Source organism: Microbacterium timonense (assembly GCF_900292075.1).
GTDB lineage: Bacteria > Actinomycetota > Actinomycetes > Actinomycetales > Microbacteriaceae > Microbacterium > Microbacterium timonense.
This window is the reverse complement of record NZ_OLMV01000001.1, coordinates 465,068-479,752: the sequence shown is the minus strand read 5'-3', so window position 1 is coordinate 479,752 and position 14,685 is coordinate 465,068. Positions and strand designations below refer to the sequence as shown.

Here is a 14,685-nt window from a genome sequence, read left to right as displayed (position 1 = left end):
AGTCTGGCAGAGCGCTTTCCGGGATCCGCACCTCGACGCGCGCATCCCGCGAGGCCGGCGGCATCCGCCGTCGTCGTGTCGTGGCGGTCGCCGCGCCCGGCTGGTCGAGAATGCCCGTTACGCCAGCGCGAACGCACCGCTGATCAGCACGGATGCTCCCAACGCGATGACCAGGAGCGCGGCCACGGCGCCGATCGCGCGGGTGGCCCGGAATCCTATCGCGCCACCGACGAAGGAGCCGATGCCGGCGAGCACCAGTTGCCAGGCGAGAGACGTCAGTCCCGCCGCTGCCACGAACAGGACCGGTGCGGGCCACGAGCGTGAGGCGGTCACCGCCGCACCGAGCGCGACGAAGTACACGAGGGTCAACGGGTTGATCGCGGTCAGGCCGACGTAGCGGCCGTAGGCGCCCCAGCGCGACGCTGTGCCGACCTCGGTCGGTGCGGCAGACCGCTCCGCCTTGCTGCGATGCAGCTGCCGCGCGCCGATGGCCACGATGACGACACCCGAGACGACCATGAGAATGCCTCGCTGGTCTTCGATGACCTGCACCAGGAGGGTTCCGGTCGCGGTGGCCACCGCGCAGTAGAGCAGGTCGATGGTTGCGACCCCCGCCGCGGCGGCCATCGCGACCCGGAAGCCGTTGACCACGCCCTCCCTCAGCAGCAGTGCAGAGATCGCTCCCAAGGGCATCGCGACGCCGAGGCCCGCGAGCGCACCGCCGAGCAGCGGGGACCAGATGTCGTCGACCATGACAGCCAGTGTGACGACCGCGCACACAGATGCCGTGAGGATTCTCCGCCCCACGGGTATGTTTGCGGCATGGACGCGACAGACGCCAACATTCTCGGTCTTCTGCGGGAGAACGCGCGAAGTTCGTTCAGTGAGCTGGGGCGGCTGGTCGGACTCAGCACCAATGCGACGGCCGCGCGGGTGCGCCGGATGGAGGCCGACGGGATCATCGTGGGGTACACGGTGGTCACCGGCACGGACGCGCCGCCTTCTGCCGGCGGATTGGAGGTGTTCATCGACGTCCGCCTCGACGCGGCGACAGACTACGACGCCTTCACGGCGAGCATCGCACCGATCCAGCACATCGTGGATGCCGTGCACATGACGGGTTCCTACGACTACCTCCTGCGTGCGTTCGTCCCTGATACCCGCACCCTGGACACGCTGCTGCGCCGGCTCAAGAAGGAGTGCGGCGCAGCCCAGACGCAGACGCGAGTAGCGCTCCGCTCACGGTGAGGGCGGGCAGCTCCTCGACAACAGCCGACATCCGCACCGACAGCAAGACCCCTCCTCCTCCCGTGACTCGCGGGAGGAGGAGGGGTCTTGGTCTATCTGGTGCTTACACCCCGAAGTACAGCTCGTACTCGAACGGGTGCGGGCGCGCGTTGAGCGGCTGGATCTCGTTCTCGATCTTGTACTCGATCCACGTCTCGATGAGCTCGGGCGTGAACACACCGCCCTTGAGCAGGAACTCGTGGTCGGCCCGCAGTGCCTCGAGCGAGTCGAGCAGCGAGTTCGGCACCTGAGGGATGTTCTTGGCCTCCTCGGGCGGAAGCTCATACAGGTCCTTGTCGACCGGCTCGTGCGGCTCGATGCGGTTCTGGATGCCGTCGAGGCCCGCCATCAGCTGCGCCGCGAAGGCGAGGTACGGGTTGCCCGAGGCATCCGGCGCGCGGAACTCGATGCGCTTGGCCTTGGGGTTCGAACCGGTGATCGGGATGCGGATCGCCGCCGAGCGGTTGCCGGCCGAGTACACCAGGTTGACCGGCGCCTCGTAGCCCTTCACCAGACGCTTGTACGAGTTGAGCGTCGGGTTGGTGAACGCGAGCAGCGCGGGCGCGTGGGCGAGGATGCCGCCGATGTACCAGCGGGCCGTGTCGGACAGCTGCGCGTAGCCCTTCTCGTCGTAGAACAGCGGCTTGCCCTCCAGCCACAGCGACTGGTGGGTGTGCATGCCGGAGCCGTTGTCACCGAACAGCGGCTTGGGCATGAAGGTGGCGACCTTCCCCCACTCGTTGGCGACGTTCTTGACGATGTACTTGAACTTCAGGATGTCGTCGGCCGCGTGCACCATCGTGTCGAAGCGGTAGTTGATCTCCTGCTGACCGCCCGTGCCCACCTCGTGGTGCGCGCGCTCGAGCTGCAGACCCGCCTCGATGAGGCGCAGGCTGATGTCGTCGCGGAGATCCGCCGTCTTGTCGACGGGCGAGACCGGGAAGTATCCGCCCTTGTACGGCGTCTTGTTCGCCAGGTTGCCGCCCTCTTCCGCGCGACCGGTGTTCCAGGCGCCCTCCTCCGAGTCGACGGAGTAGAAGCTCGAGTTCTGCTTCACCTCGTAGCGCACGTCGTCGAAGATGTAGAACTCCGCCTCCGGTGCGAAGTACGCCGTGTCGGCGATGCCGGTCGACGCGAGGTACTTCTCGGCCTTCTTGGCGACCTGGCGCGGGTCCTTCGCGTAGATCTCGCCGTTGCGGGGGTTGTAGATGTCGAAGACCATGATGAGGGTCTTCGCCTCGCGGAACGGGTCGAGGTAGGCCGTCGAGACGTCCGGGATCAGCTGCATGTCCGATTCGTGGATGTTCGCGAATCCCCGGATGGAGGAGCCGTCGAACAGCTGGCCGACCGTAAAGAACTCTTCGTCGACGGTGGAGGCCGGAATGTTGAAGTGCTGCTGCACACCGGGAAGATCCGTGAAACGGATGTCGAGGAACTTGACGTCCTCGTCCTTGATGAACTTGAGCACCTCGGATGAATCTTTGAACATGAAGACTCCAGAGGTAGGGCATTCGGATCGGCCCGTACGGGCGGGCTTGCTGGCAAGCTACCGGCAGGGCATTGCCCGGCAGTATCACTTGTGTTTCGGGGATGTTACGGCGACCTGGGTACGCTGAGGAAGTGACGCAGAGCACGCAGGACTACCCCGGAGAGCGCCTCGGTCTTCCCCGCGAGGGAACGGGATCGGTCGGCCGCGTCGGCCGCCGCGTCGGCGCGCTGTTCCTCGACTACGGCGCCGCGTACCTGATCTCGGGCTTCTTCGGGTGGGACCCGCTGGCGATCCTCGCGATCTTCGCCGCGATCCAGATCGTGTTCCTGCCCACCCTGCAGGGAAGCCCGGGTCACCGCATCTTCGGCCTGCGCCTGGTGCGGTTGGACGGGGCCTGGGTCGGGCTCTGGCGCCCCGTCATCCGCACGGCTCTTCTGGTTCTCGCCATCCCCGCGGTGATCTGGGATGCCGACCAGCGCGGCCTCCACGACAAGGCCGCCGGGACGGTCCTCATCCGCTCCTGACGCAGGTCGCCGGCCGCCAGTCGAGAGGCGGCCCGCGACGTGCGGGCCGAGGACGGGCGCTCAGCGTGGACGCGGTGCGCGCACCTTCGTCGGGTCGATGCCCTTCGGAATGGGCAGAGACGTGAGCGACTGCGAGACGGACTCGACGCGCTTGATGACGGCCGCCATCGTGGCGCGGTCGATCTTGCTGGGGAGCGCCTTGATGGTCGGCGCGAGCTTGGCGATCGGCACTTCGTCCTCACCGTGCCCCACGTAGAGCACGGTGACCGGAACACCGGAGGCGACGCGCTGCACCTTCGCGCGCTCGTCGTTGACCAGGCGGGTGAGGCGTCCGCGGGCGCCCTCGCCCACGATCACCACGCCGCCGCGCCCGATCGCGCGATAGACCGCCTCCTGCGTCTTGGGGTTGATGCCCACCGGCATCTCGCTGGCCTGCCACTTGCGACCCAGCGACGTCGAGATGACGTGCCCGGTCGCCCCGGGCATCCCGTCGATCTTCTTGTACATCGCGCGCGTGGACAGCCGCGTCATCGTCATCATCGATGCCAGGACGCCGAGCATCAGGCCGGTCACACCCCACAGGATGACGCTCCACACGGCGACCGGCGGGATGAGGAAGCCGATGCCCACCCCGATGGCGATGCCGACGAGCAGGATGCCCGCCAGCAGGAAGGGCAGCCAGCGGAACTCCTTCTGCGTGAAGGTGTAGAGGGTGCGGATCTGAGAGAAGAATCCCGGGCCCTTCTCGGGGGCGGTGCTGCGCGCGGCCATACCCTCCAGCCTACCTTTCCGCCGGCTCGTCCTCGGTTCCTCCCCAGCCGCGCAAGTCACGGCTTCGTCCCCAGATTCCTCGTCGATGCGCACGCGGCCGACGACTCCCCGAAGACTGGGCGGGTGACCCCATCCGACGGCATCCTCGGTGCTCCGTACCGCGTCGTGCGAGCCGTCCGCGCGAGAGAAGACGGCCCGTGGCCGGGCACTCTGGTGCGCGCCGCCGACGGTGAGTCGCGGGTGCTCGTCGATGCCGTGACGCTCGGCGAGGGATGGAGCGGGTGGGATGCCGCACCAGAGGGTCACGTGCTCGCGGCGCTGGACGTGGCGCGGCGCACGGACGGGCACGATGTCGTGCTTCCGCTGTGCGTCGAGCGACTCGACGACTTCGTCGGCCGCCGCGCCCGGCGCGCGCCGCTGAGCCCTGGGGAGGCCGTGACGCTCGGCGTCAGCGTCCTCCGCGGATGCGCCCAGGTGATCGGAAGGCGCGACATCACGGGGGAGTGGTGGCTCGATGATTCCGGACGACCGATCCTCGCCACCGAGGCGACCGCCGACCACGCGTTCGATGGTGCCGTCGGCGCGCTTCAGCGCGCCGCCGTGGACCCGGAGCTCGCCCGCGTGTGGGACGACGTGCTGCGCTCGCTCACGGCGGAGCGCGTATCTCTGCGCGAACTGTCGGCCGCGGAGGATGCGCTGTTCGCCGTCGCCGCCCCCGAGCCGCTGAGCACCGTCAACCTGGCGCCCCGGCAGGCGGCCGGCACCGCGTCTCCCGCGCATGCTGTGAGCCGGGCCGACGGCAGCGGTGGGCCGCCTGACCCGCCGGCGCGGCCGCTGTGGCACTCTCTGATCGCCGGGGTCGACGACGACCTGGCCGACAGCGTGTCGCGTGCGACGACGGCCGTCTGGAGGCGGCTGCGCGCCGACCGTCCACCGAGGTCACCGCGCCGACGCACGCCCTGGCTGGTCGGGGGCGCCGTGGCTGCCGCGGTGCTCGCGGGCGGAGCACTGTGGCCGTCGGCCGGCGGAGTGGCGACCGGCACCGCTGCCCAGACGGCACCTCCACCCGCCGACGACGCGGTCGGAACCCGGACCGGCTCGGGCAACGACACGACGACGGCGACCCCGGAGGCGGGGGAACCCGGCGCACGTGCGGCACCGACATCGACTGTCTCTCGGCGGTGACGGTCGATCCGACCGCCCTCCCCGCCGGCGGCGTCATCGATCTGGCGACGCAGGAGCGGACCGTGACGCTGCTGGATGACTTCGGCGACCTCGCCGTGCTCCGCGTGGAGGCGGCGTCCGGACAGGCCGCGGCGCAGCTCGTGGTGATCGTGCGTGAGAACGACGAATGGCTGCTGCGCGACGTGCATGACGTCGCGCAGCAGCCGTAGAGCCTTCGGGCGGCCCGGATCAGATGCCGAGCTGACCCTCGAACGCGGCCGCCTCCAGGCGGGACTTGACCGCACCGAGGAAGCGGGCGGCATCGGCCCCGTCGATCACGCGGTGATCGTAGGACAGCGCGAGGTAGACGTACGAGCGGACCGAGATCGCGTCCTTGCCGTCGACCGTGACCACACCGGGGCGCTTGACCACGACGCCGGTGCCGAGGATCGCCGTCTGCGGCAGGAACACCACCGGAGTGTCGAACAATGCGCCGCGAGAACCGGTGTTCGTGAGCGTGAACGTCCCGCCGGCGAGCTCGTCGGGCTTGAGCTTGTTGTCGCGCGTGCGTGCGGCGAGGTCGGCGATCTCGTGTGCGATCTGAGCGAGGTTCTTCGTGGCCGCGTCGCGCAGGACCGGGGTGAGCAGACCGCGCTCGGTGTCGACCGCGATGGAGAGGTTCTCCGTCGCCGGATACACGATCTGGTCGCCATCCACCGTCGAGTTGATGACGGGGTACGCCTGGAGCGCTTCGGCCGCCGCGAGAGCGAAGAACGGCAGGAACGACAGCTTGTCGCCCGTCTTCGCGAGGAAGTCGTTCTTCACCTTGTCGCGGAACGCCGCGAGCTTGGTGACGTCGACCTCCACGACGGTGGTCAGCTGAGCCGTCGACTGCATCGACTCGACCGCACGCTGCGCCAGCACCTTGCGAAGGCGCGACATCGGCTGGGTGGTCCCACGCAGCGGCGACACCTCGAGCGGTGCCGGCGCCGGCGCCGCAGGAGCCGCTGCCGCGGCGGGAGCGGCCGCAGCCTCGGCAGCCTTCAGCACGTCCTCCTTGCGGATGCGCCCGCCGACGCCGGTGCCCTTCACCGTGGACAGGTCCACACCCTGCTGCTGCGCGAGACGGCGCACCAGCGGGGTGACGTAGGTGATGCCGTCGTCCTCGGCCACGATGGCCGGGGCAGCCGGGGCCGCCGCAGTCTGGGCGGGCGCCGCAGGTGCCGAGGGCTGGGCCGGCGCGGCAGGTGCCGAAGCCTGAGCCGGCGCGGCGGCGGGTGCCGAGGGCTGGGCCGGCGCGGCAGGTGCCGGGGCCTGAGCCGGCGCGGCGGCCGGAGCCGCGGGTGCCGAGGACTGCGCGGGTGCCGAGGGCTGCGCGGGTGCCGAAGCCTCGGCGGGTGCCGGAGCCGCAGCAGCCTCGGCGGGTGCACCGGCCTCGCCGATGCGGGCAAGCGCAGCGCCGACGGCCACCGTCTCATCCTCGGGAACGAGGATCTCCTGGAGCACACCCGCGAACGGCGACGGGATCTCGGTGTCGACCTTGTCGGTGGAGATCTCCAGCAACGGCTCGTCGACGGCGACCTCGTCGCCGACCTGCTTGAGCCAGCGGGTGACGGTGCCCTCCGTGACGCTCTCACCGAGTTCCGGAAGGACGACTTCCTTGCCGCTGAAGGAGGCAGCCGGGGCCGCGTCAGCGGCGGGAGCCGCGGCCGGAGCGGCCTGGGCGGCCTCGGCAGGCGCGGCCTGAGCCGGCGCAGCCTCCGCGGGCGCCGCCTCCGGGGCAGGTGCCGACGGGGCCTCTGCCGTCGCGACCTCCGGTGCGGGTGCTGCCTCGGTGCTGCCCGAGCCGTCGCCGATCTTGGCCAGCACGGCGCCGACCTCGACCGTCTCGTCCTCCTGCACCAGGATCTCCTCGATGACGCCGCTGACCGGCGAGGGGATCTCGGTGTCCACCTTGTCCGTGGAGATCTCGAGCAGGCCCTCGTCCGCCTGGACCGTGTCGCCGACGTTCTTGAGCCAGCGGGTGACCGTTCCCTCGGTCACGCTCTCGCCGAGAGCGGGGAGGACCACGGATGTGCTCATGAGGATGTCTCCTTCTGAAGAAATATCGGATCTAGCTTAGTGATCGGGCCGGGCCCGAAGGGTCAGAGCGCGTGCAGCGGCTTGCCCGCAAGCGCGAGGAAGGCCTCGCCGAGCGCCTCGGACTGCGTCGGGTGGGCGTGGACGAACGGCGAGATGTCTTCGGGGTGCGCCTCCCAGCCGACGGCGAGCTGCCCTTCGGTGATGAGTTCGCCCACACGGTCTCCGATGAGGTGCACGCCCAGAACGGGGCCGTTCTTGACCCGCACCACCTTGACGACGCCGCTGGTCCCGAGGATCTCGCTTCTTCCATTGCCCGCGAGGTTGTACTCGTACGCGACGACGCCGTCCGCCCCGTGCGCCTGGGTCGCCTGCTGCTCGGTCAGACCCACCGAGGCGACCTCGGGGTGGCTGTAGGTGACCTTCGGGATGTGCGTGTCAGGGATGACGACCGGCCGCAGCCCGGCGATCTCCTCCGCGACGAAGATCCCCTGCTGGAAGCCGCGGTGCGCCAGCTGAAGGCCAGGGACGATGTCGCCGACCGCCCAGACGTGCGGCACGCCGGTGCGCAGCCGCTCATCGGTGATGACGAAGCCGCGGTCCACCGTGACCCCGGCCTCCTCGTAGCCCAGTCCCGCCGTCGCGGGCCCGCGTCCGACGGCGACGAGCAGGTAATCGGCGGTGAAGCTCTTGCCGTCCTCCAGGGTGACGGTGACCTCGTCGGCGGTCTGGGTCGCCGCCTGGAACCGGACGCCGAGGGAGTACTGGATGCCGCGTCGGCGGAACGCACGCTCCAGTCCCTTGCTGAGGGTGACGTCCTCGTTCGGCACCAGGTGGTCCAGTGCCTCCACGATCGTGACGTCGGCGCCGAAGGAGCGCCAGACGCTGGCGAACTCGACGCCGATCACACCGCCGCCGAGGATCACGACCCGGCTGGGGATGTCGTCCAGCTCGAGGGCGTGCTCACTGGTGAGGATGCGGCCGCCGATCTCGAGACCGGGAAGGGTGCGGCTGTACGAACCGGTCGCGAGCACCACGTCGGTGCCCCGGTACACGTCCTCTCCGACCCGGACGGCCGGTCCCGACTCCAGACGGCCCTCGCCCTTCACGACCGTGATGCCGCGCGCCTTCACGAGACCCTCGAGGCCCTTGTACTTCTTGGCGACGATGCCCTCGCGATACGCCCGGACACCGGCCGGATCGATGCCCTCCAGCGTCGCGCGGATGCCGATCGTCGAGGCATCCCGCGCGGTGTCGGCGACCTCTGCCGCGTGCAGGAGCGCTTTCGTCGGGATGCATCCGCGATGCAGGCACGTGCCGCCCACCTTGTCCTTCTCCACGAGAGCCACGCTCTTGCCGAGCTCCGCGGCCCGCAGCGCCGCGGCGTAGCCGCCGCTGCCGCCGCCCAGAATGACGAGATCGAAGGTGTGGTCGGTCATCGTGCCTCCTCAGCGAGGTCCAGGACGAAGCGGACCAAGCTGCGCACGGTCGCGGCAGTCGGCCCCTTGTCGGTGTAGCCGTACGGCGCGCCCTTGTGGGTGCCGCTGCCGGCGATGTCGAGATGCACCCACGGGATGCGGGGAGCATCGGCCTCGTCGCCCGTCCGGCCGACGAAGTGACGCAGGAACAGTCCTGCGAAAAGGGATCCGCCGGCCGGGTCGCCGATCTTCGCGTTCTGCAGGTCGGCGATGGGGGAGTCGAGCTCCTCCACCATGTGCGCCGGAAGCGGCAGCTGCCACGCCGGCTCGCCGGCGTGAGCGGCCGCGGCCAGATAGGCAGCCGCTGCGTCGTCGTCGCCCATCACACCGGTGTGGCGCGTGCCCAGCGCGATGAGGATCGCACCGGTCAGCGTCGCCACGTCCACGAGGACATCGGGACGTTCACGGCTCGCGGCGGCGAGCCCGTCGGCCAGCACGAGCCGGCCTTCGGCGTCGGTGTTGAGCACTTCGACCGTGGTGCCGTCCAACATCCGCAGCACGTCGCCCGGCCGTGTCGCACGCCCCGACGGCATGTTGTCGGCGAGGCACAGCCACGCCGACACCTTGACGGGAGCCTCGACGGATGCCACGGCCCGCAGCACGCCGAGCACGGTGGCCGCTCCTGCCATGTCGTACTTCATGCCCACCATGGATGCGGCCGGCTTGAGCGAGAGCCCGCCGGTGTCGAAGGTGATTCCCTTTCCGACGAGCGCGACGTGCCGCGTCGCTCCTTCGGGCGCATACTCCAACCGCACCAGGCGCGGCGGGCGGTCCGAGCCCTGACCGACGCCGAGGATGCCTCCGAAACCCTGCTCGCGCAGGGCTACCTCGTCGAGGATCTGCACGGTGACGGGCAGCTCTGCGACCTCCGCGGCCGCGCGCTCGGCGAGGTCGGCAGGACCGAGCCACTCGGCGGGGATGTTGACGAGGTCTTTCACCAGGGCGACGGATGCCGCGGTCTCCCTGATCAGCCGCAGTGCCGCATCGTCGGCATCCGCGTCGCCGTGGACGATCACGCGCGATGCGCGCTGCTTGCCGGAGTCGCTCTTGTAGCCGTCGAAGCGATACCCGCCGAGCGCGGCCCCTTCCGCCATGGCGGTCCACAGCGCCGGATCGGCAGCCGGTGCGGCCACCGCGACGGTCGCGAACCCGGTGAGGGAGCGGATGGCTGCACCCACCGCATCACGCAGCGTCGCGGCATCCGGAGCCGACCCTGTTCCGACGACCGCCAGGGGCCGCGTGGTGGTCTCCGGTGCGTAGACGCGCACCAAGGACCCGGGAGCCCCGGTGAATCCGACGCCGGACAGCGCCTCTGGCAGTCCCGGCCAGTCGGAGAGATCCGCCGGACCTTCCGCCTCGAGCGGGGGGAGTGCCAGCAGCAGTGCGTCGGCGTCTGACTCTCGGATCGGGGTGAGGCGGTACTCGAGGTCGGGGAACGACATGATCTCCATCCTAGGGAGCCGAGGGTGTTCGCTCTGAGCGCGACGGGCGCGACCCGGCGTACGCGCGCGACTCGTAGCATGGGTCCATGCCCTTTCCCGGCCCGCTGTTCGAGCGTGCGGCCTCAGCGCCGCCGGTCCCGCGCGGTCTGCCGCTGGTGATCGCCCTCACCGGGTTCACCGATGCGGGCAGCGCGGTGAGCCGCGTGATCGACTACTTCCGCGACGAGCTCGTGCCCACACCGCTCGCGGTGTTCTCCAACGACGCTCTGCTGGACTATCGCGCCCGCCGCCCGATCGTCTCGTTCGAGAAGGATCACCTGACTGATTTCCGTCCGCAGCGCCTGGAGCTGTCGTTCGCCCACGATGCTCTCGGACAGCCCTTCCTGCTGCTGGCGGGATACGAGCCGGACTTCGGATGGGACGCCTTCGCGGAAGCCGTGCTCGACTTCACCGACGTGTACGGCGTCTCGACCGTCACATGGGTGCACGCCATCCCGATGCCGGTGCCTCACACGCGTCCGATCGGCACCACGGTCAGCGGCACGAGGACGGAGCTGACCGAGGCGCACTCGGTGTGGCAGCCGCACACGCAAGTGCCGGCCACCGCCGGTCACCTGCTCGAGTACCGGCTGGCTGCGGCCGGCGTCCGTGTCGCGGGGTTCGTGCTGCTGGTGCCCCACTACCTCGGCGACACCGAGTATCCGGCCGCCGCGCTGGCGGCTTTGGACAGTCTGACCGTCGCGACGGGACTCGTCTTCGCCGGCGAGGAACTGCGCGACGAGAACCGCGAATACCTCGAGAAGGTCACGGAGCAGATCGACGGCAGTGAAGAGCTCGGGCGCATGATCCAAGGGCTGGAGGAGCGGTACGACGCCTACATGGCGGGCTCCACCCAGGCGACACCGATCATCCACACCGGCGATCTCCCGAGTGCAGACGAGCTCGCTGCCGAGCTCGAGCGGTTCCTGGCCACCCGCCCCGGAGACGAGGACAAGCGCGGATCCTGATCCACGCATCGATTCGGCGTCTGATCGCGGGGAGACCCGCGCCGCTGCGGAATTCCCGGCGGCGCCGATGCGTTGCATCTGGAGATGGAGGTGCGCCGACTCCGCAGAGCGATGCTGGCGGCGCACGGCAAGTATGAGATACTAGACGCTCTGACCCGTTGTCAACCTTCTTCGCCGGCGCACCGGCCGAAGATCCGGACTTGACAAGGGTCTTACTAGTGTCCGAAACCGACCGGACGGCGCGTCACGCGCAGACCGGTGAAAGGCGAAACGTGACTCCAGGCACGAACACCAAGGCTCGCTCGGCCGTGAAGGACACCGAGACGGACGAGAAGAAGGCTTCGGCCACCACCAAGGCTGCCGCCGGGAAGGGTGCCGGCAAGGCGAAGGCGGCCCCCAAGACCGCTTCGAAGCGCACCAAGAAGTCCGACGACGAGTTCGAGGACGACGTCGAGGAGCTCGACGACGACGTCGAACTGGACGCCGACGACATCGACGAGGACGCCGACGACGACGGTGCCGACGCCCAGGCGGCTCCCGCCGCGAAGGACGGCAAGACCGGCGCCGAGGACGCATCGGCAGCCGAAGACGAGGAGGACGAGGAGGAGAGCACCAAGCCGGCGTTCACCGAGCCGCTTCCCACCGGTGCCATCGTCATCTCGTCCAGCGACGAGGACGACGTCCCCGTCTACTCGACGCAGATCACCGGCGCCACCGCAGACCCGGTCAAGGACTACCTCAAGCAGATCGGCAAGGTGCCGCTGCTGAACGCGGCCGAAGAGGTCGAGCTGGCCATGCGCATCGAGGCGGGCCTTTTCGCCGAAGAGAAGCTCTCGCACATGTCGCCCGCCGAGAAGGCGTCCCAGCTGGGTCTGGATCTGCAGTGGGTCGCCCGCGACGGCCAGCGCGCGAAGAGCCACCTGCTCGGCGCGAACCTGCGCCTCGTGGTGTCGCTGGCCAAGCGCTACACCGGCCGTGGCATGCAGTTCCTGGACCTCATCCAGGAGGGCAACCTCGGTCTCATCCGCGCGGTGGAGAAGTTCGACTACACCAAGGGCTTCAAGTTCTCGACGTACGCGACGTGGTGGATCCGCCAGGCGATCACGCGTGCCATGGCGGACCAGGCCCGTACGATCCGCATCCCGGTCCACATGGTGGAGGTCATCAACAAGCTGGCGCGCGTGCAGCGCCAGATGCTGCAGGACCTCGGCCGCGAGCCCACGCCCGAGGAGCTCAGCCGCGAGCTCGACATGACCCCCGAGAAGGTCATCGAGGTGCAGAAGTACGGCCGCGAGCCGATCTCGCTGCACACACCGCTGGGTGAGGACGGGGACAGCGAGTTCGGTGACCTCATCGAGGACACCGAGGCGGTCGTCCCCGCCGACGCGGTGGGCTTCACGATGCTGCAGCGCCAGCTCGAGTCGTTGCTGGACTCGCTCTCAGAGCGCGAGGCGGGCGTCATCCGCATGCGGTTCGGGCTCGGCGACGGCCAGCCGAAGACGCTGGATCAGATCGGCGACACGTTCGGCGTCACGCGTGAGCGCATCCGCCAGATCGAGTCCAAGACCATGGCGAAGCTGCGCCACCCCTCCCGTTCGCAGTCCCTGCGGGATTACCTCGAGTGAGCGAGGCGAACGCCGGCAAGGCGCTCACCGTCCAGGTCGAGGGCTCGTCGTTCGCCCGCATCCCGATCCGCACCCGGGTCGTGATGCCGGGCGACGACCTCGACTCCTTCGTGCGCGAGTACGCCGCAGACGCCGTCCGTGACGGGGACGTGCTCTTCGTCACGGAGAAGATCGTCGCCATCACCCAGGGGCGTTCGTACCTGGTGGAGGACATCACGCCCCGCAAGCTCGCGCTCTTCCTGTCGAAGTACGTCACGCGCACGCCCTATGGCATCGGCCTCGGGATGCCCGAGACGATGGAGATGGCCCTTCGCGAGTGCGGCACACCGCGCATCCTCGTCGCCGCGGCCGTATCGGCCGTGACCAAACTGTTCGGCCGCAAGGGTGACTTCTACCGCATCGCCGGCGACAAGGCACGTGCGATCGACGGTCCCACCTCGGGCACGATCCCGCCGTACAACAAGGCCGTCGTGCTGGGGCCCGAGCGGCCGCGCGAGGTGGCGCAGCGTCTCAAGGCGCTCCTGGGCTCCGTCGCGGAGGTCGCCGTCGTGGACATCAACGACCTCGGCGGCAACATCCTGGGCTCGACGCTCGACAAGGAGGGGGAGCGGCGCCTGGTCGCCATCCTCAAGGACAACCCGCTGGGGCAGGGGCACCAGTCCACGCCGCTCGGCATCGTCCGGGCGGTCTGATCCACACGCGCGGAAGGGCGCGGCATCCATACGGGTGCCGCGCCCTTTCCGTGTCGTCCCGAAGGCGTCCCGTGCTCAGAATCCGATCGCGGCCCGGTAGCGGGGCTTGTGACCGGTCCGGATGCCGGTGACGCTGGGCTTGTTCTCGTAGACGCCCGCGCCCCAGTTGCCCTCGACGAGCACCGGCCCCTCGGGCGTGACGACGATGTCCCAGCCGACGTACCGGATCTGCGGCACGACGCGCGCCACCTCGTCGACGAAGGCCTTGACCTCGTCGACCATCGGCAGCTGGAAGTCGGCGATGACGAAGCCGCTGTCGGGGTGGGCGCGGTGCACGTGGCCGTGCGAGTCGTAGCCCGGACCCACGGCGTGCCCGTCGTCGTCGAGCATGGTGTAGAAGCCGCCGAACGTCATCTGATCGCTCACGGCCCCCCGACCGAACTTCTGCGCCATGGCGAGGATGTGGGTGGTCTCACCGTCGAAGAAGGCGGTGACGCGTGTCGTGTTGACGGTGCCCGGGCACACGGCGGCGAGGTCGTCGTGCTGACGGATGACCTCCTCGATGAGCAGTTCCCCGCGCGCGAGCAACCCGCGATGGAAGTCGTCCCAGTCGGAGACATCGCTCGCGTGGTAGCGGTGCACGCCCGTGCCGGCCTGACCGACCGGCTCCTTCGTCACGATGGTGCCGTGCTTCTGAGTGAACTCCCGCACGGCCTCGGCGTTGCCGTCCTCGACGACCATCCAATCGCGTCGCAGATAGTCGCTGAACGTGCGGTCGAACGCCACCTTGTCGTGGAACAGGTGCCGGTACGCCGGGTCGTCGTACTTCTGCGACAGCTCGTTCGACACCGGGTGCGTCATGTACGTGGATCGCTCGGCGCGATTGAGGATCGCGAAGTCGTAGTCGACGTAGTCCTGGAACCCGACCTGCCGGAAACCCGCCGACCACAGCATGTCCACGAGCACGGCCGGCGTCCACTTGCCGTGATCACGCGCGGTCTCCTTGGCCCGTTCGATGACCGAGCCGACATCGATGCGGCGCGCGCGAGCGGCGAGGTAGCGAAGGCGAGGCGCAAGGCTGAGGCCCTGAGAAGGCATGGATGCTCCGTATCGGGTGCAGGGGACCT

Annotated in this window: 14 protein-coding genes; 7 read left to right on the top strand and 7 right to left on the bottom strand. The window is 69.3% G+C overall.

Features of this window, described 5'->3' with window-relative positions:
• Positions 1-117: 117 nt before the first annotated feature.
• Positions 118-753 carry a LysE family transporter gene (locus tag C9992_RS02340; protein WP_146145284.1) on the bottom strand — a complete coding sequence of 212 codons (636 nt, stop codon included), beginning with the start codon at positions 751-753 and terminating at the stop codon, positions 118-120.
• Positions 754-822: 69 nt separating this feature from the next.
• On the opposite strand from C9992_RS02340, the gene C9992_RS02335 reads away from it, so the two are divergent.
• Positions 823-1,248, top strand: coding sequence for an Lrp/AsnC family transcriptional regulator (locus C9992_RS02335; protein WP_106813973.1), 426 nt, complete (start codon positions 823-825; stop codon positions 1,246-1,248).
• A gap of 103 nt (positions 1,249-1,351) precedes the next feature.
• Here the strand turns inward: C9992_RS02335 and glnA are convergent, their stop codons facing one another.
• Positions 1,352-2,776 (bottom strand): type I glutamate--ammonia ligase, encoded by a 1,425-nt coding sequence (gene glnA / locus C9992_RS02330; RefSeq protein WP_106813972.1) that lies wholly within the window; start codon positions 2,774-2,776, stop codon positions 1,352-1,354.
• Positions 2,777-2,907: 131 nt separating this feature from the next.
• Between glnA and C9992_RS02325 the strand changes: the two genes are divergently transcribed.
• Positions 2,908-3,300, top strand: a complete 393-nt coding sequence (locus tag C9992_RS02325; RefSeq protein WP_235007929.1) for an RDD family protein — start codon at positions 2,908-2,910, stop codon at positions 3,298-3,300.
• A gap of 60 nt (positions 3,301-3,360) precedes the next feature.
• Here the strand turns inward: C9992_RS02325 and C9992_RS02320 are convergent, their stop codons facing one another.
• Entirely contained in the window at positions 3,361-4,071 is a 711-nt protein-coding gene (locus C9992_RS02320; RefSeq protein ID WP_106813970.1) for a DUF4191 domain-containing protein, read from the bottom strand.
• Between the two features lie 123 nt (positions 4,072-4,194).
• Here C9992_RS02320 and C9992_RS02315 point away from each other — a divergent pair, with 123 nt between their 5' ends.
• Both C9992_RS02315 and C9992_RS02310 read left to right on the top strand, forming a co-directional pair.
• Positions 4,195-5,256, top strand: coding sequence for a hypothetical protein (locus tag C9992_RS02315; protein ID WP_106813969.1), 1,062 nt, complete (start codon positions 4,195-4,197; stop codon positions 5,254-5,256).
• Positions 5,253-5,465, top strand: coding sequence for a hypothetical protein (locus tag C9992_RS02310; RefSeq protein ID WP_106813968.1), 213 nt, complete (start codon positions 5,253-5,255; stop codon positions 5,463-5,465). The genes C9992_RS02315 and C9992_RS02310 overlap by 4 nt, the downstream gene beginning before the upstream one ends.
• A gap of 19 nt (positions 5,466-5,484) precedes the next feature.
• Here the strand turns inward: C9992_RS02310 and sucB are convergent, their stop codons facing one another.
• From sucB to C9992_RS02295, 3 genes are all read right to left on the bottom strand, one after another.
• On the bottom strand, positions 5,485-7,317 hold the full coding sequence (gene sucB, locus C9992_RS02305) for a 2-oxoglutarate dehydrogenase, E2 component, dihydrolipoamide succinyltransferase (protein ID WP_106813967.1): 1,833 nt from the start codon (positions 7,315-7,317) through the stop codon (positions 5,485-5,487).
• Positions 7,318-7,379: 62 nt separating this feature from the next.
• Positions 7,380-8,753 (bottom strand): dihydrolipoyl dehydrogenase, encoded by a 1,374-nt coding sequence (gene lpdA / locus C9992_RS02300; RefSeq protein ID WP_106813966.1) that lies wholly within the window; start codon positions 8,751-8,753, stop codon positions 7,380-7,382.
• A complete protein-coding gene (locus C9992_RS02295) occupies positions 8,750-10,234 on the bottom strand; it encodes a leucyl aminopeptidase (RefSeq protein ID WP_106814592.1) in 1,485 nt (494 codons plus the stop codon). The genes lpdA and C9992_RS02295 overlap by 4 nt, the downstream gene beginning before the upstream one ends.
• Before the next feature lie 86 nt (positions 10,235-10,320).
• On the opposite strand from C9992_RS02295, the gene C9992_RS02290 reads away from it, so the two are divergent.
• The 3 genes from C9992_RS02290 to C9992_RS02280 all read left to right on the top strand — a co-directional run bounded on the left by C9992_RS02290 (position 10,321) and on the right by C9992_RS02280 (position 13,558).
• A complete protein-coding gene (locus tag C9992_RS02290; protein WP_106813965.1) occupies positions 10,321-11,241 on the top strand; it encodes a proteasome assembly chaperone family protein in 921 nt (306 codons plus the stop codon).
• Between the two features lie 272 nt (positions 11,242-11,513).
• Complete coding sequence (locus C9992_RS02285; RefSeq protein WP_235007927.1) at positions 11,514-12,866, top strand: RNA polymerase sigma factor; 1,353 nt, start codon at positions 11,514-11,516, stop codon at positions 12,864-12,866.
• Positions 12,863-13,558, top strand: a complete 696-nt coding sequence (locus C9992_RS02280) for a coenzyme F420-0:L-glutamate ligase (protein WP_106813963.1) — start codon at positions 12,863-12,865, stop codon at positions 13,556-13,558. The genes C9992_RS02285 and C9992_RS02280 overlap by 4 nt, the downstream gene beginning before the upstream one ends.
• 75 nt (positions 13,559-13,633) lie before the next feature.
• On the opposite strand, the gene C9992_RS02275 is transcribed toward C9992_RS02280, so the two are convergent.
• Positions 13,634-14,656 carry a sugar-transfer associated ATP-grasp domain-containing protein gene (locus C9992_RS02275; RefSeq protein ID WP_106813962.1) on the bottom strand — a complete coding sequence of 341 codons (1,023 nt, stop codon included), beginning with the start codon at positions 14,654-14,656 and terminating at the stop codon, positions 13,634-13,636.
• Between the last annotated feature and the right edge of the window lie 29 nt (positions 14,657-14,685).

Bases quoted from the DNA above. Each gene is read 5' to 3' on its own strand.
- glnA (WP_106813972.1), bottom strand. From the start codon at position 2,776: ATGTTCAAAGATTCATCCGAGGTGCTCAAGTTCATCAAGGACGAGGAC.
- C9992_RS02335 (WP_106813973.1), top strand. From the start codon at position 823: ATGGACGCGACAGACGCCAACATTCTCGGTCTTCTGCGGGAGAACGCG.
- C9992_RS02320 (WP_106813970.1), bottom strand. From the start codon at position 4,071: ATGGCCGCGCGCAGCACCGCCCCCGAGAAGGGCCCGGGATTCTTCTCT.
- C9992_RS02290 (WP_106813965.1), top strand. From the start codon at position 10,321: ATGCCCTTTCCCGGCCCGCTGTTCGAGCGTGCGGCCTCAGCGCCGCCG.
- C9992_RS02340 (WP_146145284.1), bottom strand. From the start codon at position 753: ATGGTCGACGACATCTGGTCCCCGCTGCTCGGCGGTGCGCTCGCGGGC.
- C9992_RS02275 (WP_106813962.1), bottom strand. From the start codon at position 14,656: ATGCCTTCTCAGGGCCTCAGCCTTGCGCCTCGCCTTCGCTACCTCGCC.
- C9992_RS02295 (WP_106814592.1), bottom strand. From the start codon at position 10,234: ATGTCGTTCCCCGACCTCGAGTACCGCCTCACCCCGATCCGAGAGTCA.
- sucB (WP_106813967.1), bottom strand. From the start codon at position 7,317: ATGAGCACATCCGTGGTCCTCCCCGCTCTCGGCGAGAGCGTGACCGAG.
- lpdA (WP_106813966.1), bottom strand. From the start codon at position 8,753: ATGACCGACCACACCTTCGATCTCGTCATTCTGGGCGGCGGCAGCGGC.